Annotated in this window: 21 protein-coding genes; 17 read left to right on the forward strand and 4 right to left on the reverse strand. The window is 60.3% G+C overall.

Annotation, left to right across the window (positions count from 1 at the left end; all coding sequences use genetic code 11):
• The first annotated feature begins 9 nt into the window (after positions 1-9).
• From ACXYMO_RS01520 to ACXYMO_RS01560, 9 genes are all read left to right on the forward strand, one after another.
• Positions 10-1206: an acetyl-CoA C-acyltransferase gene (locus ACXYMO_RS01520; protein WP_458876879.1), complete on the forward strand. Its 1197-nt coding sequence runs from the start codon at positions 10-12 to the stop codon at positions 1204-1206.
• A gap of 60 nt (positions 1207-1266) precedes the next feature.
• Positions 1267-1917, forward strand: a complete 651-nt coding sequence (locus ACXYMO_RS01525; RefSeq protein WP_458876880.1) for a histidine phosphatase family protein — start codon at positions 1267-1269, stop codon at positions 1915-1917.
• A 4-nt stretch (positions 1918-1921) separates the two neighbouring features.
• On the forward strand, positions 1922-2953 hold the full coding sequence (locus ACXYMO_RS01530; protein WP_458876881.1) for a phosphotransferase family protein: 1032 nt from the start codon (positions 1922-1924) through the stop codon (positions 2951-2953).
• 32 nt (positions 2954-2985) lie between these two features.
• The gene (locus ACXYMO_RS01535) at positions 2986-3783 is read left to right on the forward strand and encodes an IclR family transcriptional regulator (RefSeq protein ID WP_458876882.1); all 798 of its coding nucleotides are present in this window, start codon (positions 2986-2988) and stop codon (positions 3781-3783) included.
• 509 nt (positions 3784-4292) lie between these two features.
• Positions 4293-5540 (forward strand): branched-chain amino acid ABC transporter substrate-binding protein, encoded by a 1248-nt coding sequence (locus ACXYMO_RS01540; RefSeq protein ID WP_458876883.1) that lies wholly within the window; start codon positions 4293-4295, stop codon positions 5538-5540.
• Between the two features lie 88 nt (positions 5541-5628).
• A complete protein-coding gene (locus ACXYMO_RS01545; RefSeq protein WP_458876884.1) occupies positions 5629-6585 on the forward strand; it encodes a branched-chain amino acid ABC transporter permease in 957 nt (318 codons plus the stop codon).
• Entirely contained in the window at positions 6582-7889 is a 1308-nt protein-coding gene (locus ACXYMO_RS01550) for a branched-chain amino acid ABC transporter permease (protein WP_458876885.1), read from the forward strand. Before ACXYMO_RS01545 ends, ACXYMO_RS01550 begins: the two co-directional genes overlap by 4 nt.
• Positions 7886-8647 (forward strand): ABC transporter ATP-binding protein, encoded by a 762-nt coding sequence (locus tag ACXYMO_RS01555; RefSeq protein ID WP_458876886.1) that lies wholly within the window; start codon positions 7886-7888, stop codon positions 8645-8647. The genes ACXYMO_RS01550 and ACXYMO_RS01555 overlap by 4 nt, the downstream gene beginning before the upstream one ends.
• A gap of 1 nt (position 8648) precedes the next feature.
• Complete coding sequence (locus ACXYMO_RS01560; RefSeq protein ID WP_458876887.1) at positions 8649-9350, forward strand: ABC transporter ATP-binding protein; 702 nt, start codon at positions 8649-8651, stop codon at positions 9348-9350.
• A gap of 53 nt (positions 9351-9403) precedes the next feature.
• Here ACXYMO_RS01560 and ACXYMO_RS01565 read toward each other — a convergent pair whose 3' ends face one another.
• Positions 9404-10033, reverse strand: a complete 630-nt coding sequence (locus ACXYMO_RS01565; protein ID WP_458876888.1) for a class I SAM-dependent methyltransferase — start codon at positions 10031-10033, stop codon at positions 9404-9406.
• An 84-nt stretch (positions 10034-10117) separates the two neighbouring features.
• On the opposite strand from ACXYMO_RS01565, the gene ACXYMO_RS01570 reads away from it, so the two are divergent.
• Positions 10118-11011, forward strand: a complete 894-nt coding sequence (locus tag ACXYMO_RS01570) for a LysR family transcriptional regulator (RefSeq protein WP_458876889.1) — start codon at positions 10118-10120, stop codon at positions 11009-11011.
• Positions 11012-11016: 5 nt separating this feature from the next.
• Here ACXYMO_RS01570 and ACXYMO_RS01575 read toward each other — a convergent pair whose 3' ends face one another.
• Genes ACXYMO_RS01575 through ACXYMO_RS01585 form a run of 3 tightly spaced genes read right to left on the reverse strand, consistent with a single transcriptional unit; the run spans position 11017 to position 12952 of the window.
• Positions 11017-11616 carry a DsbA family protein gene (locus ACXYMO_RS01575; RefSeq protein ID WP_458876890.1) on the reverse strand — a complete coding sequence of 200 codons (600 nt, stop codon included), beginning with the start codon at positions 11614-11616 and terminating at the stop codon, positions 11017-11019.
• Positions 11616-12350, reverse strand: coding sequence for an SDR family oxidoreductase (locus ACXYMO_RS01580; RefSeq protein ID WP_458876891.1), 735 nt, complete (start codon positions 12348-12350; stop codon positions 11616-11618). The genes ACXYMO_RS01575 and ACXYMO_RS01580 overlap by 1 nt, the downstream gene beginning before the upstream one ends.
• Positions 12347-12952, reverse strand: a complete 606-nt coding sequence (locus ACXYMO_RS01585) for a glutathione S-transferase family protein (RefSeq protein WP_458876892.1) — start codon at positions 12950-12952, stop codon at positions 12347-12349. The genes ACXYMO_RS01580 and ACXYMO_RS01585 overlap by 4 nt, the downstream gene beginning before the upstream one ends.
• A 100-nt stretch (positions 12953-13052) precedes the next feature.
• On the opposite strand from ACXYMO_RS01585, the gene ACXYMO_RS01590 reads away from it, so the two are divergent.
• From ACXYMO_RS01590 to ACXYMO_RS01620, 7 genes are read left to right on the forward strand one after another with little or no spacing between them, the layout of a single operon-like run.
• Positions 13053-13532: a winged helix-turn-helix transcriptional regulator gene (locus ACXYMO_RS01590; protein WP_458876893.1), complete on the forward strand. Its 480-nt coding sequence runs from the start codon at positions 13053-13055 to the stop codon at positions 13530-13532.
• 46 nt (positions 13533-13578) lie between these two features.
• A complete protein-coding gene (locus ACXYMO_RS01595) occupies positions 13579-14319 on the forward strand; it encodes an enoyl-CoA hydratase/isomerase family protein (RefSeq protein WP_458876894.1) in 741 nt (246 codons plus the stop codon).
• A gap of 1 nt (position 14320) precedes the next feature.
• On the forward strand, positions 14321-15136 hold the full coding sequence (locus ACXYMO_RS01600) for an enoyl-CoA hydratase (protein ID WP_458876895.1): 816 nt from the start codon (positions 14321-14323) through the stop codon (positions 15134-15136).
• Positions 15133-16374: a serine hydrolase domain-containing protein gene (locus ACXYMO_RS01605; protein ID WP_458876896.1), complete on the forward strand. Its 1242-nt coding sequence runs from the start codon at positions 15133-15135 to the stop codon at positions 16372-16374. The genes ACXYMO_RS01600 and ACXYMO_RS01605 overlap by 4 nt, the downstream gene beginning before the upstream one ends.
• On the forward strand, positions 16371-18356 hold the full coding sequence (locus ACXYMO_RS01610) for an acetoacetate--CoA ligase (RefSeq protein WP_458876897.1): 1986 nt from the start codon (positions 16371-16373) through the stop codon (positions 18354-18356). Before ACXYMO_RS01605 ends, ACXYMO_RS01610 begins: the two co-directional genes overlap by 4 nt.
• On the forward strand, positions 18349-19227 hold the full coding sequence (locus ACXYMO_RS01615) for an acyl-CoA thioesterase (RefSeq protein WP_458876898.1): 879 nt from the start codon (positions 18349-18351) through the stop codon (positions 19225-19227). Before ACXYMO_RS01610 ends, ACXYMO_RS01615 begins: the two co-directional genes overlap by 8 nt.
• A complete protein-coding gene (locus tag ACXYMO_RS01620; protein ID WP_458876899.1) occupies positions 19227-20267 on the forward strand; it encodes an amidohydrolase family protein in 1041 nt (346 codons plus the stop codon). The genes ACXYMO_RS01615 and ACXYMO_RS01620 overlap by 1 nt, the downstream gene beginning before the upstream one ends.
• The last annotated feature ends 63 nt before the right edge of the window (positions 20268-20330 follow it).

Genomic DNA, 20330 nt, shown 5'->3' on the forward strand with positions numbered 1-20330 from the left:
ATCAAACACATGCGTGACGCAGTTATCGTTTCAACCGCCCGCACCCCGATCGGCAAGGCCTATCGCGGCGCGTTCAATGCCACCACCCCCCAGGCGCTGGCCGGACATGCCATTTCCAACGCGGTTCAGCGCGCAGGCGTAGACCCGTCCGAGATCAGCGATTGCGTGTTTGGGGCGGCTCTTCAGCAGGGGTATTCGGGGGGCAACGTTGCCCGCCAGGCCGCGGTGCGCGCCGGTCTTCCGGTGACTGTTGCGGGCATGTCGCTGGACCGCCAGTGCGCCAGCGGCATGATGGCCATCGCCACGGCGGCCAAGCAGGTGGTGATGGACGGCATGGATGTTGTCATCGGCGGCGGCGTCGAAAGCATCTCGATGGTTCAGACCCCCGAAATGCGCGTGAACCGCGACCCGTGGCTGCGCGAACACAAGAACGATATCTACATGACCATGCTGGAGACGGCCGAAACCGTGGCTGAACGCTATGGCGTGAGCCGTGAGGCACAGGATGCCTATGCAGCCCAGTCCCAGGCGCGCACCCACTCGGCCCAGCAGGCGGGCAAGTTCGACGATGAAATCGTGCCTCTGACCACCATCATGAAGATGCAGGACCGCGAGACGAAAGAGATCTCGGAACACGAGGTCACCCTTTCAAAGGACGAAGGCAACCGCCCCAGCACCACCGCCGAAAGCCTTGCCGCGCTGCAGCCGGTGTTCAAGGACGGGCAGGTCATCAAGGAAGGCAAATACATCACCGCCGGGAACGCCAGCCAGTTGTCGGACGGGGCCTCGGCCGCCGTGGTGATGGAGGCAAGTGTCGCCGAGAAGAAAGGTCTGGAACCGCTGGGCCGGTATGTCGGTGTCATGGCTGCCGGGTGTGAGCCCGACGAAATGGGCATTGGCCCCGTGTTCGCCGTGCCGAAACTGCTGGCGGCGCATGGGCTGAAAATGGACGATATCGGCCTGTGGGAGCTGAACGAGGCTTTTGCCTGTCAGGTGCTTTACAGCCGCGACAAGCTGGGCATCCCGGATGAACTGTTGAACGTCGATGGGGGCGCGATCTCGATCGGTCACCCCTATGGCATGTCGGGCGCGCGCATGGTGGGCCACGCGCTGATCGAAGGCAAACGCCGGGGCGCCAAATACGTTGTCTGCACCATGTGCGTGGGCGGCGGCATGGGCGCGGCCGGGTTGTTCGAAGTATTCTGAGACAGGAACCGGCGGCTGCCCTGAGGGTGGCCGCCGCACCAGGAACACAAGGCGCAGCGCATGGCAGAACTCCTCGTTGTCCGGCATGGTCAGGCCTCGTTCGGGGCCGACAATTACGACAAGCTGTCCGATATCGGGCATGAACAGTCGCGCCTGGCGGGCGAGGCCCTGCGCGAGGCTGGCTGGGTGCCGGACCGTCTGGTCACCGGTACGCTTGAACGGCAAAAGGAAACGCTGACCTCAATGGGGTTTGGAGACGCACCCGAAACGCATTCCGGGCTGAACGAATATGATTTTCACGACCTGTTGAATGTGCGGTTCGACGGGCAGGTGCCCGACGATGTGCGCGGGGATCGCAAGACCCATTTCCGCACCCTTCGGGACACGATCTTAGAATGGCAGGATGGCGGGCTTCACGGCGCCGCAGAAAGCTGGACGGACTTTGAAAACCGGGTCGCCGCCGCGCGCGATTTTGCAACCGATACCGACGCGCGCCGCGTTCTGGTCATCAGTTCCGGTGGCCCCATCGGGCAGCTGGTGGCCAACGCGCTCAGCGCCCCGAAGGCGCAGATGATGACCCTGAACCTGCAGGTGAAAAACACGTCGATGACGCGGTTCATCTTTTCAAACAGCGTGTTTTTCCTGCATGAATTCAACGCGACCCCGCATCTGGCACCCGCCGATCGCGCGCAATTGCTGACCTATAGCTGAGGACATGGCCATGGCCGACACACAGACATTGGATACCGCGGCGGTCGCCGCCTATCTGAGCGAACACCTCCCCGGGTTCGAGGGGCCGATCGAGGCCACCAAATTCGACGTCGGGCAATCCAACCCGACCTTCCTGCTGAAGACTCCGACGCACAACTACGTGCTGCGGCGCAAACCGCCGGGGGTTCTGTTGAAATCGGCCCACGCGGTCGATCGGGAGTTTCGTGTTCAAAGCGCGCTTGCCGACACCAAGGTGCCTGTCGCCAAGATGCATCTGCTCTGTGAAGACGACAGCGTGATCGGGTCGGCCTTTTACATCATGGATCACGTGGATGGGCGCAACTTTCGCCAACCCACGCTTGAGGGGCTGACCAATGCCGACCGCGGCGCCGTCATCGACGAAATGAACCGCGTGCTGGCCGAATTGCACATGGTCGATGTCGATGCCGTCGGCCTGTCCGATTACGGCCCGCCGGGAAACTACTATGAACGTCAGGTCGCGCGCTGGTCGAAACAGTATCGCGCTTCGGAAACGGAATCCGTTCCGGCGATGGATCAGCTGATGGAAGAGCTGGTTGCGAACATGCCACCCGATGACGGTCAGCGCACGCTGGTGCATGGCGATTATCGCATCGACAATATGATGTTCGAAAAGAACGGCACCAAATGCCTTGCCGTGCTCGACTGGGAACTGTCGACCATCGGGCACCCTTATGCCGATCTGGCCTCGGTCATCATGCAGTGGCAGATGCCGGCGGGGAACGAAGGGCGCGGGTTGGCCGGGGTGGATCGCAAGGCACTGGGCCTGCCTTCGGACGAGGAATTCATCGCCGCTTATTGCCAGCGTCGCAGCCTGCCCGAAATCGAGAATTTCGGCTTTTACCTGTCTTTCTGTTTCTTCCGCATGGCGGGGATCATTCAGGGCGTGTTGAAACGGGCGCTTGATGGCAATGCGTCAAACCCGGAACGGGCGCTCACGCTGGGCCAGTATGTTCCGGCCTTTGCCCAACGCGGGCTGGATGCGCTGCACGGCTAGGCACAGGCGCGGACCCACGGAGAGCGAATTGCATGACAGATCTGGATTTCACGACCGACGGCGAAGATGCCAAGGACCGGAACTTCGTCACCGCGCTTGCCCGCGGGCTCGAGGTGCTGCGGTGCTTTCGCCCAAATGAAATCGAACTGACCAACACCGACTTTGCCGAACGCACCGGTCTGCCCAAACCGACCGTCTCCCGCCTGACGCACACCTTGTGCAAACTGGACTATCTGGTTGCCGATCCGCGGACAGGCACCTACAGGCTGGGGGCAGGGGTGCTGCAACTGGGGTTCGGGGTGTTGTCTGGGATGGACATCGCCGACCGCGCGGCCGAGGTGATGCGCGCGCTGCGCAATGGTCCCAACTCTTACATCACGGTGGCCCTGGGCGAACGCCATCGTCTGGATGTCGTCTATGTTGCAGTGCAGAGTTCGCGCGAGGATGTCGCGCTGACGATGCGCGTCGGGTCCCGGCTGCCGCTGTTCTTTTCCGCCATCGGACGGGCCATTCTGGTGGGCATGTCCGACGAGGACCGCGAGGCCGTCTTTGATCTTGGTGCCCGGGAACATCCGGACCAGGAACAGGCGCGGCGCGAAAGTTTTGCCTCGGCCAAGGCTGAATACGAGTCCGAGGGTATTTGCCGGGGATATGGTGACTGGCGGCCCGACGTGAATGGCATCGCGGTTCCGGTCTTTTCGCTGAACGGGGCGCGGGTCTATGGCATGAACGTCGGTGGCCCGGCCTTTCATGTAAAGCCCAAGCAGCTTGAAACCTATTACGCCAAGCATCTGATTTCCGCTGCTAAAAGCCTCAGTTTCCGCGGCTGAAACGGCCCGGTCCGGGCGTCAAACCCCCTTTCCGAGAATCACTTCCGTTGTGCGAAAGAAAATTTTGCACCGCGAAATATGAGGATTTCCGGAGACCTGTGGGTAGAGAGAATTATTTCGACATTTAAATTATGGTGGCCCGCTGTGTCTGAGATCAAAGGGCCGATGGAGCCGACCTCTTTTTTCTGCAGCTGCACTGTTTCCGAACCCGGTCACGCCGGGGCAGAAGGGCGTTGTTGAGTATTCCAAATATATAAAAGAAACAATTACCTACGAGGCGAAGTTACATTATTCTCGCGGCGTCAGGATCGCATTGCATTGGGTTGGGCGGTGGAAGCCGGGCGGTGCGCCAGTGGTGGCAGTCCGTGTTCACGGTCCTGTGTCGGCCCGTGAACAGTGAAACGGAATTCCGCAATGCTTGACATTGGGTGGTTATGTGCAACTCTCACGCCAAGCCCGTTGAAAAATGCACCAAAGCATTCCGGGCTATGTGTTAGGGAGGAAATCACATGCGCAAAACATTTAAGTTCGGCGTTGCAGCAGCGCTTGCTCTGTCCGTCAGTGCAACGGCTGTCATGGCTGAAAACATCAAGATCGCCTTTATCGATCCTTTGTCAGGTCCGTTCGCGAGCACCGGGACCAACGGCCTGCACCAGTACGAATTCGCCGCCGAGACGCTGGTGAACGAAAAGGGCGGCGTACTGGACGGAAAGATTTTCGAAATCGTCGGCTTCGACAACAAGATCAGCCCCAAGGAATCGCTGATCCAGTTGCAGGTCGCCATCGACCAGGGCATTCGTTATATCGCGCAGGGCAACAGCTCGGGCGTGGCCAACGCACTGACCGAAGCCATCGACAAGCACAACCGCCGCAACCCCGACAGCCGCGTGTTGTTCCTGAACTATTCGGCTGTTGATCCGGCGCTGACCAACGATAAGTGCAACTTCTGGCACTTCCGTTTCGATGCCAACGCGGACATCAAGATGGACGCGCTGACGGACGTGATCGCGCAGGACGACGGTATCAAGAAGGTCTATATCATCGGGCAGGACTACAGCTTTGGTAAGGCCGTGGCCGCCGCTGCGGTCAAGTTCCTGGGCGAAAAGCGCCCTGACATTGAAATCGTGGGCAACGAACTGCACCCGATCGGCAAGGTGAAGGACTTCACCCCCTACAGCCGCAAGATCGTCGCGTCCGAAGCTGACGCGGTCATAACCGGCAACTGGGGCGCCGACATGCTGGGCCTTGGTAAATCGGTGATCGAGAACGGCTTTGAAGGTCCGATCTACACCTATTACGCTGCCGCCGACGGCATTACTGCCGCCTTTGGCGAAAGCGGAAAGGGTTCGCTGCGTCTCGTGGCCGAAGGTGGCAACAACCCGCCCGCAAAGCCCGAAGCGCAGGAGTATATTCGTGCCTTCAAGGCGAAATACCCGGACGGCAACATCAGCCAGTCGCGTATCACCAACGTGATCCAGATGCTGGCGCAGGCGATCGACGAAGCCGGCACCGCCGATGACGTGGTCGCGGTGGCCAGCAAGCTGGAAGGCATGAAGTTCAGCGATAGCCTGTGGAGCGGTGAGCTCTACATGCGTCCGCAGGATCACCAGCTGATCCAGGACGTGCACATCTATGCGCATACCGACGTCGAAACACCCTTCGACTACGACAACTCGGGATATGGTCTGAAAATCGAGAACACGGTGACCAACGCGTCGGCCGATATCGAGACGACCTGCGAGATGAAGCGCCCATAAGCGACACTTGCCGCGCTCCGTCCCTTTTGGGGTGGGGCGCGCACGCTTTTGTTGCATTCCACGACCAATTAGCCACCGGAGGGGCCCTATGGACCTCATACTCGTCAATTTGATCGACGGGCTGGTGACTGGCCTATTGCTGTTCATGCTCTCGGCCGGTCTCACCCTGATCTTCTCGATGATGGGCGTTCTAAACTTCGCTCATGCCAGTTTTTACATGTTGGGCGCGTATTTTGCCTATCAAATCAGCATCGCCTTGGGCTTCTGGATGGGGCTACTTATTGCTCCGTTGATTGTTGGTGTGATGGGGGCAGGGGTCGAACGATACGGCCTGCGCCGGGTCCATCAATATGGCCACGTGCCGGAACTGATCTTTACCTTCGGGTTGGCGCTTTTGATCGAAGAACTGGTGCAGTTCATCTGGGGCAAGAACCAGATGCCCTACGATATTCCAGATATTCTGAACTTCACGGCCTTCTCCATCGCGGGCAACTCCATTCCGGCCTACAAGATTTTCATGATCTTCATCTCTGTCGGAATCTTCATCGGCCTGCTTTACATTCTGACCAAGACACGTGTCGGCATGATCATTCAGGCGGCTCTCAGCTATCCGCGCACGGTCGAGGCGTTGGGCCATAACGTGCCGCTGATCTTTATGGGCGTCTTTGGCGTCGGCACGGCGCTTGCCGGTGTTGCCGGTGTGATTGCGGGGCCTGTTCTTGGGACATTTCCTGGCATGGCCTTTGTGCTTGGGTCGATCGTGTTCGTGACGATCGTGATCGGGGGCTTGGGGTCACTTTGGGGGGCCCTGGTGGCGTCCCTGCTGATCGGGTGGATCACCACCTTCGCCAAGTCCTACAACATCGCCATGTCAGACATCCTGAACGGTATCGGGATCTCAACGCCCGAGAACCTGGGTGACAGCGTATGGCGTGACCTCTGGACCGTAACCAGCCCCCAGATTGCGGACATCCTCCCGTATATCCTGATGGTGCTGATCCTGATTTTTCGCCCTTACGGCCTTTTCGGAAAGCGTGACGCATGAGCGAGCAAGACCAGATCACTACCGACCCGACCAAGCCTGCGCAGCGTATGCGTGCCGGTTCTCTGAGCATCAGTGCAACGCCGTGGATCATCGCAGCTTTGCTTTTGGTTTTGATGCCATACATCTTCCCGTCGCGGTCTGCTCTGACCATCATGAACCAGATGTCGATCACGATCATCTTCGCCCTGGCCTATAACATGCTTTTGGGGCAGGGCGGGATGCTCAGCTTTGGCCACGCCGTCTATATGGGCGTCGGTGGCTTTATGGCCGTGCATGTCATGAACTGGATCTCAGACACGGGCGCGCCTGTCCCGATGCCGTTCCTGCCGATCGTCGGCGGTCTGTTCGGTATGGGGCTTGCGATGATCGTGGGCAGCTTCTCGACGCGAAGTGCGGGTACCGTTTTCGCGATGATTTCACTCGGGGTGGGTGAGCTGATCGCCGCCTGTTCGGTGATCATCGTGGTCTTCTTCGGTGGTGAAGAAGGTGTCTCGGGCTATCGCGATGAAGGTCTGCCGTTCTTCGGTTTCGATTTCGCGCAGCAGATCGAGGTCTATTATCTGATCGCCGCCTGGCTGATGATTTCGGCGGTGTTGATGTACCTTTATTCGCGCACGCCGGTCGGTCGGATGGCCAACGCTGTGCGGGACAATCCCGAACGTGCCGAGTTCCTTGGGTACTCGGCCCGATGGGTGCGGTTCTACAGCTTCGTGGCGTCTGGCTTTTTTGCCGGCGTGGCGGGGGGGCTCTTTGCCATCAACTATGAAATCCTGACCGAAGAGAACCTCAATACCACATCCTCGGGCGTGATCCTTCTGGTGACCTTCCTGGGCGGCGTCGGCTTCTTCTTCGGGCCGATCATTGGCGCCATCGCCTTTACCCTGCTGCAAACCGTTCTGTCGCTTCACACCGAACTCTGGGCCTTTTATGCCGGTGTTCTGTTCTTGGCCACGGTGATGTTCTTCCCCGGTGGTCTGGCAGGGTTGCTGATGATGCATGTGCCGGTGTTCAGACTGGGCAAAGCCGGTCAATTGGTGATGCCGTATATAAAAACGCTCATACCTGCTGCGATTGCGGTATGTGGCCTGTCCGCATTGGTCGAGATGACGTTCCACTTTCGCCACGCGGCGACCGGCGACAATGAGATGACGGTATTCTGGACCACCTTCGACAGCCATGCGATCTTGCCTTGGGTCATCGCCATCGGTGTGACTGCCGTCGCGATCTATCTGACCCGCCTGACGGCACCTGCGCTGCGCGAAGCGTGGGCCGATGCCAATACCCCGGAAGGAGGTGCAGCATGAGTACTCCCGCACTTCAGATTGAAGGTTTGCGCAAAAGTTTTGGCAAGACCGAGATCATCCGCGGCATCGACCTGAACATCGGAAAAGGCGAACGCCATGCGATCATCGGGCCGAACGGGGCCGGCAAATCGACCCTGTTCAACCTGATTACCGGACGGTTTCCGCCGACCAGCGGCACGGTTCGCCTGCATGGTAAGGATCTCGCCGGCAAGGCGCCGTTCCAAATCAACCGGATGGGCCTGTCGCGGTCGTTTCAGATCACCAACATCTTTCCCAAGATGACAGTGTTCGAGAACGTCCGGTGTTCGCTGCTCTGGTCGCATGGGTACAAATATTCGTTCTGGAACATGGTCAGCCGCTCGCGCGATCTGACCGAAGGGGCGGATGAAATCCTTGATCAAATCAACCTGACGGCGCGCCGTGATCTGCCTGCCGGTGTCCTGTCATACGCTGAACAGCGGGCTCTGGAGATCGGTATCACCATCGCCGGTGGGGCCGACGTGATCATGCTCGACGAACCAACCGCTGGCATGAGCCATTCGGAAACCGATTACATCGTCGACCTGATCCGAAAGGTTACCGAGAACAAGACCCTGATCATGGTGGAACATGACATGGGCGTTGTGTTCGGTCTGGCCGATTATATCTCGGTTCTGGTCTATGGCGAAATCATCGCGACCGGGCGCCCCGAAGAGGTGCGCGCAAATCCAAAAGTACAAGAGGCGTATCTGGGCGCCGCATTGGAGGCAGAGCACTGAGATGTTGGAAGTAACCGACTTGCACGCCTATTACGGCAAATCCCACATTCTTCAGGGCGTGAACATGAACATCAAGGAGGGCGAAATCGTTGCCCTTCTGGGGCGCAACGGTGTTGGCCGCTCGACCACTTGCAAGGCGGTCATGGGCGATGTCACCCCCGAAGGCTCGGTCAAGTTCAAGGGGCAGGAAATCGCGGGCAAAAAGGCCTTTGAAATCGCAAATCTGGGTATCGGATACGTGCCGGAAAACCGCGATATCTTTCCCGGTCTGACCACGCGTCAGAACCTGATCCTGGGCTTGAAACCGGGCCAGAAGGACGGGTCCGGCCGCTGGTCGATGCAGGACATGTTCGACCTGTTTTCGAACCTGAACAACCGTGCCGACGTCGAGGCATCGGTGCTGTCGGGCGGGGAACAGCAGATGCTGACCATGTGCCGTACGCTGATGGGCGATCCCGATTTCATCATGATCGACGAACCGACCGAAGGCCTGTCGCCGCAGATGACCCAGAAGGTCGCCGAACTGCTGCAGGAAATCGCAAGGCGGGGCATTTCGACCCTTTTGGTGGAACAGAAACTGGCCATCGCCATGGACATCGCCCACCGTGTCTATGTCATGGGGCACGGCAAGGTAGTGTTCGAGGGCACGCCCGACGAATTGCGTGAACGCGACGATGTGCGCAAGGAATGGCTTGAAGTCTGAATTCAGACCCCGCGCAGATCAAAAGCCCCGGCCGTTCGGTCGGGGCTTTTTCGTTACAGCTTGCGTGCAACGATGAACCGGCTGGGCGGCTTGGCCGGATAATTCCCGGTCTCGATGATCTTGAACCCCTGCGCAGCAATGCGCTGTTCCAGATCGCTGATCTTGAGGAAGCCGATATGGGGTGCCATCCCCAGCAGGCGCATGGGAACGATCAGCAGCCGGTATTTCCACCCGCCATGCCCCAGGCAGATGGTTTTCGAGATGAACAGGCCGCCGGGTTTCAATTGGCGGTTCGCCGCGCGCAGGACCGGTTCAAGGTCCGGCAGAAGATGCAGCAGGTTGAAGGCCAGAACCGCATCCAGACTGTTGGCCGGGGCATCGTCCGCTGCGGCGGTGGCCTGTTGGAAGGTCACGTTCTGTGCCGTGTCCGCGGTCAGTTTTTCTTGTGCAATGGCGATCATTTCGGACGAAAAATCCGTCGCGGTGATATGACCCACCGCATCGGCCAGCAATAGCGCGGTCGTTCCGGTGCCGCAGCCCAGTTCCAGCACGCTGTCGTCCTGTGACAGGTGGCTGCGCGTGCGCTCGAGCGTTTCTTCATAGGCGGTTTGGTTCCCGACAGGACGCCTGGCGTATTTCGCGGCGATCTTGTCCCAAAATCTTGCGGCTGACTGTGTTTGCATGATCCATCTCCTTTGCCTTGGTGATATCCATGCAGGAGCACGCTGGGAATTGCCTAAATCCGTAGTTCGTTTATGCATAAATGCATGAATTGGCAGTCCGTGACATATGACTGGAACCAGGTCCGTGCGTTCCTTGCGACCGTGGAAGAGGGTTCGCTCTCGGCCGGGGCCAAGGCGCTGGGGGTGACTCAGCCCACGCTGGGCCGTCAGGTCGCCGCACTGGAAGAGGCGCTTGGCGTTGTCCTGTTTGATCGCGTCGGCCGGTCGCTGCGCCTGACGCCCACGGGGGCGGACCTGCTTGAGCATGTGCGCACCATGCGCGACGCCGCCCAGCGCATTTCGCTTGCGGCGTCGGGACAGTCGCAGGCGGTCGCGGGGCATGTGGTGATTTCAGCCAGCGACGTGCTTTCGGCGCATATCCTGCCGCCCATCGTGAAACGGCTGCGCGCCCTTGCGCCGGGCATTACCCTGGAAATTATCGCCTCGAACGAACTCAGTGACCTTGGCCGCCGCGATGCCGACATTGCCATCCGGCACGTGCGCCCCGAACAACCCGACCTGATCGCCCGCCTGGCCCGCGAAAGCGAGGCGCGGCTTTATGCATCGACCGAATGGATCGCCGCAAATGGGCGTCCTGAAACGCGCGGCGATCTTGAGCAGGCCGATTTTGTTGGCTTTGACCGCTCAGGGCGGTTGATCGCATGGTTGAAGGGGCAGGGGATCACCGTGACCGAGGCCAACATGCCGGTCCTGTCGCTGAACGGTGTCACCGGATGGGAACTGATCAAACAGGGGCTGGGCGTCGGCGTCATGCTGGCCGAACTGGGCGATGCGACCCCATCGGTCGAACGTATCCTGCCCGATCTTGCGCCGGTGGTGGTGCCCTTCTGGCTGCTGACCCACCGCGAATTGCACACCAGCCGGCGCATCCGGCTGGTCTATGACACGCTGGCCGAGACATTGTCAGGGCAGCTCTGACGCGCTCAGGCCTGCCCCAGGTACCAGTCCAAATCGTCCAGTGAATCCTTGCCAAAGAACATCTCGTCCCCGACGAACATGGTTGGCGCGCCGAACACGCCCCGCCCGACAGCGGCGGTGGTGGCGTCGATAAGCCCTTGCTTGACCTCGGGTGTTACGGTGGCCGTCATGATCTGTTCGGCGGGCAACCCGGCCTCGGTCAGAACCTCGGCGATCACGGCAGGGTCGTCCATCTTTTTGCCGTCAACCCACATCGCGTCGAACACCGCGTCGGTGTAGGCGGATTCCCAGCTTTGACCCTGCGAATAAATCGCACCGCGCATGACGCCGATGGTCAACACCGGAAAATGCGGGTTCATCGCATAGGCGACGCCATATCGGCGCTTGAATCGTTCGATTTCGGCCAACTGATACGGCAGCTTGCCGGTCACCCCGGCAAAGGCCTCCATCGGGCTTTGGTTATTGGTGGCCTTGAACACGCCCCCCAACAGGATCGGAACATATTTCAATTCCGCCCCGTGGCGTGTGGCGATGTCAGGCAGAACCTTGTGCACCAGATAGGCGTTCGGGCTACCGAAATCATACAGGAACTCGATCGTTTTCATCACCATGTCTCTCCATAAGGGCGCAGGTCCATCTCGAAGGTCCAGGCATCGCGGCTTTGATTGTGCAGGATCCAGTAGGCTTCGCCAACCGAGTCGGGGTTCATCAGCGTGTCCGGGGGCAGGGTGTCAGGGTCTTTGCCCCGCTTGGCCCACAGGTCGCGAACAAAACCCGTATCCACCCCCGCATCAATCACCAGATGCGCTACATGGATGTTCTTTGGGCCCAATTCCTTTGCCATGCTCTGTGCCAGCGCCCGCAAGCCAGATTTCCCGGCAGAGAACGCGGCAAAGCCCGGATTGCCCCGCATGCTGGCCGATGCGCCGGTGAAAAATATGCTGCCGCGCCCGCGTGGCACCATGTATCGCGCCGCCTCGCGCCCTGACAGGAACCCGGCGAAACAGGCCATTTCCCAGACTTTGCGGAACACCCGCGCCGTGGTGTCGAGGATCGGAAAATGCACATTACCGCCAACGTTGAAAATCACCACCTCGATCGGACCGACATCGGTTTCGACCTGTTTGAACACTTCAATGGTGCTGTCTTCGTCGCGGGCATCCATGGTATAACCATGGGCCGTGCCGCCCATGGCCGCAATCTCATCAATCAACGGGGCCAGCTTGTCGCCGTTGCGCCGCCCCAGGCAGACGGTGAACCCGCCGGCGGCAAAGCGTTTGGCGATGGCCGCCCCGATGTAATCGCCTGCGCCGACGATCAGGGCGACAGGGGCGCTCACAGTGCCAGAGCTTTTTGCAGGGCAGGGCGCTCTTTCAGCCGCGCGGCATAGGCGGTCAGATTGGGCTTGTCCGAAAAATCGCCGCCCAGGGTCTGTGACACAATCACCGCATGGCCGGTCACAACATCCGCGCCGCTGAACTCCCCGGCGAGATAGTCCCGCCCTTCCATGTGCCTCTCCACCGCCGCCAACATCTGGTTCAACAGCTTGGTGGCGCGTTTCACGTTCAACTCGGTGCGCCGTTCGGGGGGCAGCAAGATGGTTTCAACGACAATGGTGTTGATCGGCGGCATGATCATGCCCTCGGCGTAATGCAGCCATTGCAGGTACTGGGGAAATTCAGGGCTGTCCGTGGCTGGCACCAACCGTCCGTTGCCATGGCGCGCCAGAATGTATTGCACGATGGCGGTCGATTCAAAAATCGTCACATCGCCATCTTCCAGGGCGGGCACGCGACCCATGGGATGGACCGACAGATATTGTTCGTCGCGCATGGCACGATCGCCCAGATTGAACCGCTCCAATTCATAATCGAGCCCAAGTTCCTCCAGCAGCCACGCAATACGCACGGCACGGCTGTTGGGTGCAAAAAAAAGCTTCATCTGATCCCCGTTCTTGTTTTTGTCGCGCAGGCCGCGCGAAAGATTTGACAACCCGTCGGGTCTGTGAAAACCGTAACTTCAAATTTTGAAGGGAGTCAACGTGAGCCGGTCCGATCTCGCCGATACAACCTGCACAACATCCCGCGCGGTCGAACGGGTTGGCGAGACCTGGCGGTTGATGATCCTGCGCGAAATGTTTCTCGGATCCCGCCGGTTTGACGACTTGCAACGCAATACCGGCGCCTCTCCGCATATCCTCAGCCAGCGGCTCAAAGGCATGGTCGAGGACGGGATCATCCGCACCCATACCTATTCGCATCACCCGCCCCGCAAGGAATATCTGCTGACCGAAAAGGGCCGCGATTTGTGGCCCGTCATCGTCATGTTGCGGGCCTGGGGGAACAAATGGCTTGATAAGTCGCCGGAACGTTCGACCACGCTCACCCATAAGGGATGCGGCGCCGTGAGCGAACCCTACCTGGTGTGCTCGGCCTGCGGGGAGCCGATGGAGGCGCATGATTGCAGCGCGACCATCGGCAAACGCCTTGAAGAAGAACGCCAGAACCGGCGCGGCAGCTAGACGCCGGACGGGCAACGACCGACACGTAACAACAGGGGACACAGCGATGATCGAATGCGAAAGACTTGAGGGTGGGGTCGTCCGGATGACGCTGAGCCGGCCACCGGTGAACGCGCTCAGCGCTGATGGCCTGATGAAGATGGCGACAACCCTTGATGATCTTGCAGGCGACAACACGGTCAAGGCGGTCGTGATCAACAGCACGTACAAGGTGTTTTCCGCCGGTCTCGACCTGAAAGAGGCTCAGCAATTCACGCTGGAACAGCAGCATGCCATCGTCAAAGGCCTGAATGTCGGGTTCCTGCGGTTGTTTGCCTTTCCCAAGCCGACTGTCGCCGCGGTCAATGGCGCGGCCATCGCGGGCGGGCTGTTTTTTGTCCTGGCCAGCGACTACCGGGTGGCCGCCCCCCGGTCCGCCTTTGGACTGGCCGAGATACGCGTCGGTGCGGATTTCCCCGCCGGGCCGCTGGAAATCGCCCGCGCAACACTGGGTCCGAATGCGTTACGGCGCTTGATGTTGACGGGCCAACCAGTCCGGGCCGAACTTGCCGCGCAAATGGGGATCGTCGACGAAATCGTGGACGATGAAACGTTGCAGGATCGGGCCGTGCAGGTGGCGCAGCAAATGGCGGACCTGCCGCCTAAAACCTTTGCCTCCGTGAAAACGCAGATCCGGGGCGAAACAATTGCACGCGTGCAGGCGGCCATGGCGGCAGGCGCAAATGCGCCCGAGTATGGCTGGTTCACGGACGAAACCATCCCGGCAATGCAGAGGATGATTGGCTGACATGACCGATGCCCCAGTTTGCGTGACCCGCCAGGGCGCGGTCGCTGAAATCACGCTGAATCGGCCCAAGTCGCTGAACGCGCTCAACCGGCAATGCATCGACATGCTGACCGAAACGGTGCGCGATCTGTCCGCGGAAGACTGTGTGCGCGCTATCGTTCTGACCGGTGCGGGGCGGGCGTTCAGCTGCGGTGTGGATCTGAAGGAACTGTCCGCGACGCAAACCGTGGCCGACAGCCTGAAATGGCACGGCGGCGAAAGTCTGTTTGACGTGATGCGGGCCTGTCCGCACCCGATCATCTGTGCGGTGAATGGGTTTGCCATCACCGGCGGTCTGGAACTGGCCCTGATGGGCGATTTCCTGATCGCGTCCGACACGGCGCAATTTGCCGACACCCATGCGCGCGTCGGCATCACACCGTCATGGGGCATGACTCAAATCCTGCCGCGGCTGATCGGGATCAACCGCGCCCGCCAGATGAGCCTGACAGGCGAATTCGTTACCGCGCAAACGGCATATGACTGGGGCCTCGTGAACGAGGTGGTGCCCGGCGATACGCTCATGCCACGGGCGCGCGATCTGGCCGGCCAGATAAGCGAAACCGACCGCTCGACAATGACGCGGATCCGCGATCTGATCGCGCTCAGCGCGGAATTTCCGCTGACCGAGTCTTTGGGCCGCGAGGTCGAGATGTTTGTTCGTCATATCCGTCAGGTATCGCCCGAGGCCGTCGCCGAAGGCCGTGCGAAAGTGACCGAACGCGGACGCAAAATGGCCCGGCCCGACAGAGGCCGGACAAAGGGAGAAGACACATGAACACCGTTAACCCGCAGGACCGGGGGCTGGATGCCAATCGCCTGAACCGCATCGACGCCTGGATGCAACGCTATGTGGATGAGCAGAAATTTCCCGGCAGTTCGGTTCTGATCCGGCGTGGCGGGGACGAGGTCTATTTCAACGCTGTTGGCCAGCGTAATATCGAGGCCGGATTGCCTTTTGAACGGGACACGGTCGCGCGCATCTATTCGATGACGAAACCGGTCACATCCGTCGCCATCATGATGCTGGCTGAACTGGGCCTGTTCCATCTGGATGCGCCTGTGTCCGAGTTCATCCCCGCGTTCAAGGACATGACCGCGCTGGTCCCCGGCGCCAGACGTCTGGATCAGGTCGAACCGGCCCCAACGCCAACCCTGCATCACCTGATGACCCATACCAGCGGTCTGAGCTATCCGTTCAATCCCGGCGTCCTGTCGCGCGAGATGGATGAGCAGAACATCATTTTCCGCTCGGATCAGGGATCGCTTGCCGAGATGGCGGATCGCGTTGGGGCGCTGCCCCTCGCGTTCCAGCCGGGCACGCGGTGGGAGTATTCGGTCGGCATCGACATTCTTGGCCGCGTGGTCGAGGTCGTGTCGGGGCAATCCCTGGCTGAGTTCTTTCAGACCCAGATTTTCGAACCGCTTGGGATGACCGAAACCGCGTTTCGCGTGCCCGAGGGGACAGGCGACCGGTTTGCCTCGCTCTATACGCCGCTGGCAGGCGACGGCATGGCGCTGAACGCCGCGAAAGAGGGCGGCGAAACCCTGCGCCTGATCGACCAACACGGCAAATCACCTTTTGAGTCTGCGACCATGTATTCCGGCGGCGGCGGGTTGGTCGGTACCATCGACGATTACATGGCCTTTGTCGAAATGATCCGCCGCGGTGGCGATTACGGCGATGGCCGCCTGCTCAGCCCGTGCACGCTCGACTTCATGATGCGCAACCATCTGCCCGGCGACATCGCCTCGATGGGCCCCAAAAGCTTTGCCGAACAACCCATGGACGGCATGGGCTTTGGTCTTGGTGGCGCGGTGGTGATGGATCCGGGCCGCGTGCGCACCCCCGGCAGCGTCGGTGACTTCAGCTGGGGCGGCATGGCATCGACCATGTTCTGGGTCGATCCGGTTCTGGACCTGTCGGTCATCTTCTTTACCCAGCTCACCCCATCCAGTTCCTACCCCTGTCGGGCCGAACTCAAGGCGCTGGTGCACGGGGCCGTCATCGCATGAGCAGCGACCGCCCCATTCTGTGGACCCCATCGCCGGAACGGGCCGAGGCCAGCACCATGGCGCAGTTTATGCGCTGGCTTGAGGCCGACAAGGGGCTGACCTTCGACAGCTATCAGGACATGTGGACCTGGAGTGTCAGTGATCTTGACGGATTCTGGCGCGCGATCTGGGAGTATTTCGAGTTGGGCGACGGCACGCCGGTCAAAACCGTTCTGGCCGAGCGCAAGATGCCGGGCGCCGTCTGGTTCCCCGGCTTCATGGTCAATTTCGCCGGCGAGGTTCTGAAACAGGCCGAAAAGGCCCCGGACAAAACCGCGATCATCGTGCAGTCGGAAACCTTTGGCCGGTCCGAAATGACATGGGCCGACCTGTCGGCGCAGGTGGCCAGCGTGGCGTCGCGCCTTCGCGCCAAGGGCGTAGGGCAGGGCGACCGCGTCGTCGCCGTGCTGCCCAATACCGAAATCTCGGTCATTTCCTTCCTCGCCACGGCCAGTCTTGGCGCGATCTGGTCGCTTTGCGCGCCGGACATGGGGCATGTGGCCATTCTCGACCGGTTCCGCCAGATCGAACCTAAGGTGCTGATCGCGCAGGATGGCTATGTCCACGCGGGCAAGATGATCGACCGGCGCGAGGTTCTTGCGACCATTGCCGGTGGCCTGCCCACATTGGACCATCTGGTGATGGTGCCGGTGGTCGGGGACCTGCCCGAAAACGCGGTGCCGTGGTCATCGATGGTGACCGATGATGTCTCGTTCGAACCGACGCCGGTGCCGTTCGATCATCCGCTGTGGGTGGTCTATTCCTCGGGCACCACGGGCACGCCCAAACCCATCGTTCAAGGACATGGCGGCATACTTCTGGAGGGCGCAAAACAGTCCCTGCACCAGGATCTGAGCGACAAGGACCGGTTTTCGTGGCTGACCTCGTCAGGCTGGATCATGTGGAATTCGCAATTCACCGCGCTGGCACGGGGCGCGACGGTGGCCCTGTTCGACGGTGCGTCCAATCATCCCGACATGCTGGCGCTGTGGCGCTTTGCCGAGGCGGAAAAGCTGACCTATCTGGGCGCTGGCGCGGCGTTCTTTACGGCCACGATGAAGGCTGGTGTGCGTCCGGGCGACGCGGTGGACCTGTCTAACCTGCGCTCGCTCGGGGCAACTGGCTCGCCGCTGACGGCGGATGCCTATGAATGGATTTACGACGCGATCAAGCCCGATATCTGGCTCGCGCCCATTTCCGGTGGCACTGACTTTGCCGGGGCTTTTGTCGGCGGACATCCGATGCTGCCGGTGCGCGCGGGCGAAATGCAATGCCGGTTCTTGGGCAATGCGGTGCGCGCCTTTGACGATGCCGGCGCCGAATTGATCGGCGAGGTCGGGGAACTGGTCTGTACCGAACCGCTGCCCTCCATGCCGCTGTTCTTTTGGGGGGACAAGGACGGGAGCCGCCTGCATTCCAGCTATTTCGACACCTATCCCGGCATCTGGCGGCATGGTGACTGGATCGAATTCAGCCCCGAGGGCGGGTCGGTGATTTACGGCCGCTCGGATGCGACCATCAACCGGCGTGGTCTGCGTATGGGCAGTTCCGAGATCTACCAGGCGGTCGAGGGGCTGGACGAGGTGATGGATTCCCTCGTTGTTGATCTTGAGTTTCTGGGCCGGGAAAGTTTCATGCCGCTGTTCGTAGTGTTGGCCGAGGGCCTTGAATTAACCGATGCGCTGAAGGACAAGATCAACGGGGCGATCCGGTCTGCCGTGTCGGCCCGGTTCGTGCCCAATGACATCGTCGCGATTGCTGAAATACCGCGCACACTGTCGGGCAAGAAACTGGAAGTACCGGTCAAGAAATTGCTGTTGGGCGGAGATCCTGACAAGGTGGTGACGCGGGATTCCATGTCGAACCCAGACAGTTTCGATGCCTTTGTCGATTATGCCAAAGCGCGCAAGGAAATAAATAAGGAAGGCCCAGTAAATGATTGATCCTGCAGAGGAACTTCTTGACCTTTTGAACATTGAGCAGCTTGAGGTCGATCTGTTCCGCGGTATCGGATCGGGGGGCGAAACCTCGATGCGCATTTTCGGCGGGCATGTCATCGCCCAGGCGCTGGCGGCGGCCTATCACACGGTGCCTGACCGGTTGTGCCATTCCCTGCACGCCTATTTCATTCGCCCGGGCGACCCCAGCATTCCAGTCATCTACGATGTTGACAGGGCCCGCGACGGAGGCAGCTTTACCACCCGCCGCGTCGTCGCCATCCAGCACGGCAAACAGATCCTGAACCTCTCGGCGTCGTTCCACGTTCAGGAAGAAGGGTGGCACCATCAGCATGACATGCCCAAGGTCGTCGGCCCCGAAGGCCTGTTGAACCGGAGCGAATTGCGCCAGACCGTGGCCGATCAGGTTAGTGAAAAGATACGCGGCGATTTTCTGCGGGAACGTCCCATCGAAATCCGCGAAATCGAACCGCAGGATTTCTTCAACCCGGTGCCGGTGGATGATGTGAATCACATGTGGATGCGCATGGAGGCCGCCAAGGGGCAGGGCCCGCGCATGCAACATTGCCTGTTGGCCTATGCCTCGGACATGAACCTGCTGGGATCGTCCCTGCGCCCGCACGGGCTGACATGGTTCAAGGGTGGGGTGATGAGTGCGAGCCTGGACCACGCGATGTGGTTCCACGCGCCGATCCAGTTCGAGAATTGGCATCTTTATACGATGGACAGTCCGTTTACCGGCGGGGCACGCGGGTTCAATCGCGGCGCTATCTATACGCAGGACGGAACCCTTGTGGCCAGTGTCGCGCAAGAGGGGCTGGTGCGGCCTGTCAACAAAGAAAAGGCGAAATCCTGATGTCGGGCGGTGGTCGCTATCCGGGCTGGGCGCCGGGCATCGAGCTGCGCAACGACTGGCTTGCGCGGGTTCACGAGGACATCATCGACCCGGATCGTGAAATCGTCGATCCGCATCATCACCTGTGGGTGCATGGCCATGGCGGCGCGGTCTATGAGATGGAGGCGCTCTGGGCCGATACCGGGTCGGGTCATAACGTCGTACAGACCATGTTCATGGAATGCCGGTCCTACTACAATATGGACGATCCCGAGGAATTGCGCTCGGTCGGTGAGATCGAGACGGTTGTCCGGATGGCGGCCACGGCCAAACCCGGTCAATCCAAGATCGCCGGGATCATTTCCAACGCCGACTTGCGGCTGGACAATCTCGATGACGTTCTGGACGCGCATATCGAGGCCGGGCAGGGCCTGACCAAGGGCATTCGCTTTGCCGGGGCGCGCGATCCCGACCCGGACAGCCTGATGATCCCCGGACGTGGGTACGAAGGACAATACAGCGATCCTGCCTTTCGCCGTGGCGTGGCCCGTCTGGGCGAACGCGGTCTGACCTATGACACTTGGCATTACCATCACCAGAACCGCGATTATATCGCGCTGGCGCGGGCGGTTCCGGAAACGACCATGATCCTTGATCATTTTGGAACGCCACTTGGCGTGGGCCGTTTTGCCGGCAAACGTGAGGAAATTTACGAGGCATGGCAAAAGGATATGGCGGAACTGGCCAAATCCCCGAACGTCATGGCCAAGCTGGGCGGGCTGTGCATGCCTGACAACGGGTGGAACTGGCAGGACCGGGAAGACCCGCCAACCTCGGACGAACTGGTTGCGGCGCAGGGCAAATGGTATCGCCACATGATCGACTGTTTCGGCCCCGAACGATGCATGTTCGAAAGCAATTTTCCGGTCGATCGGGTGTCGGTCAGTTATCCGGTGCTGTGGAATGCGTTCAAAAAGATCGCCGAACCCTATTCCGAGGCCGAGAAGGATATGATGTTCGCCGGCACCGCACGTCAGGTCTATGGCCTTTCCCCGGCCTGAAAAGGTCAACTTTGGTCCCGATGGACCGGTGCGCGTCGCGCCCCTTACGATAAGGGCAGTGCG

The organism is Arenibacterium sp. CAU 1754, assembly GCF_054482635.1.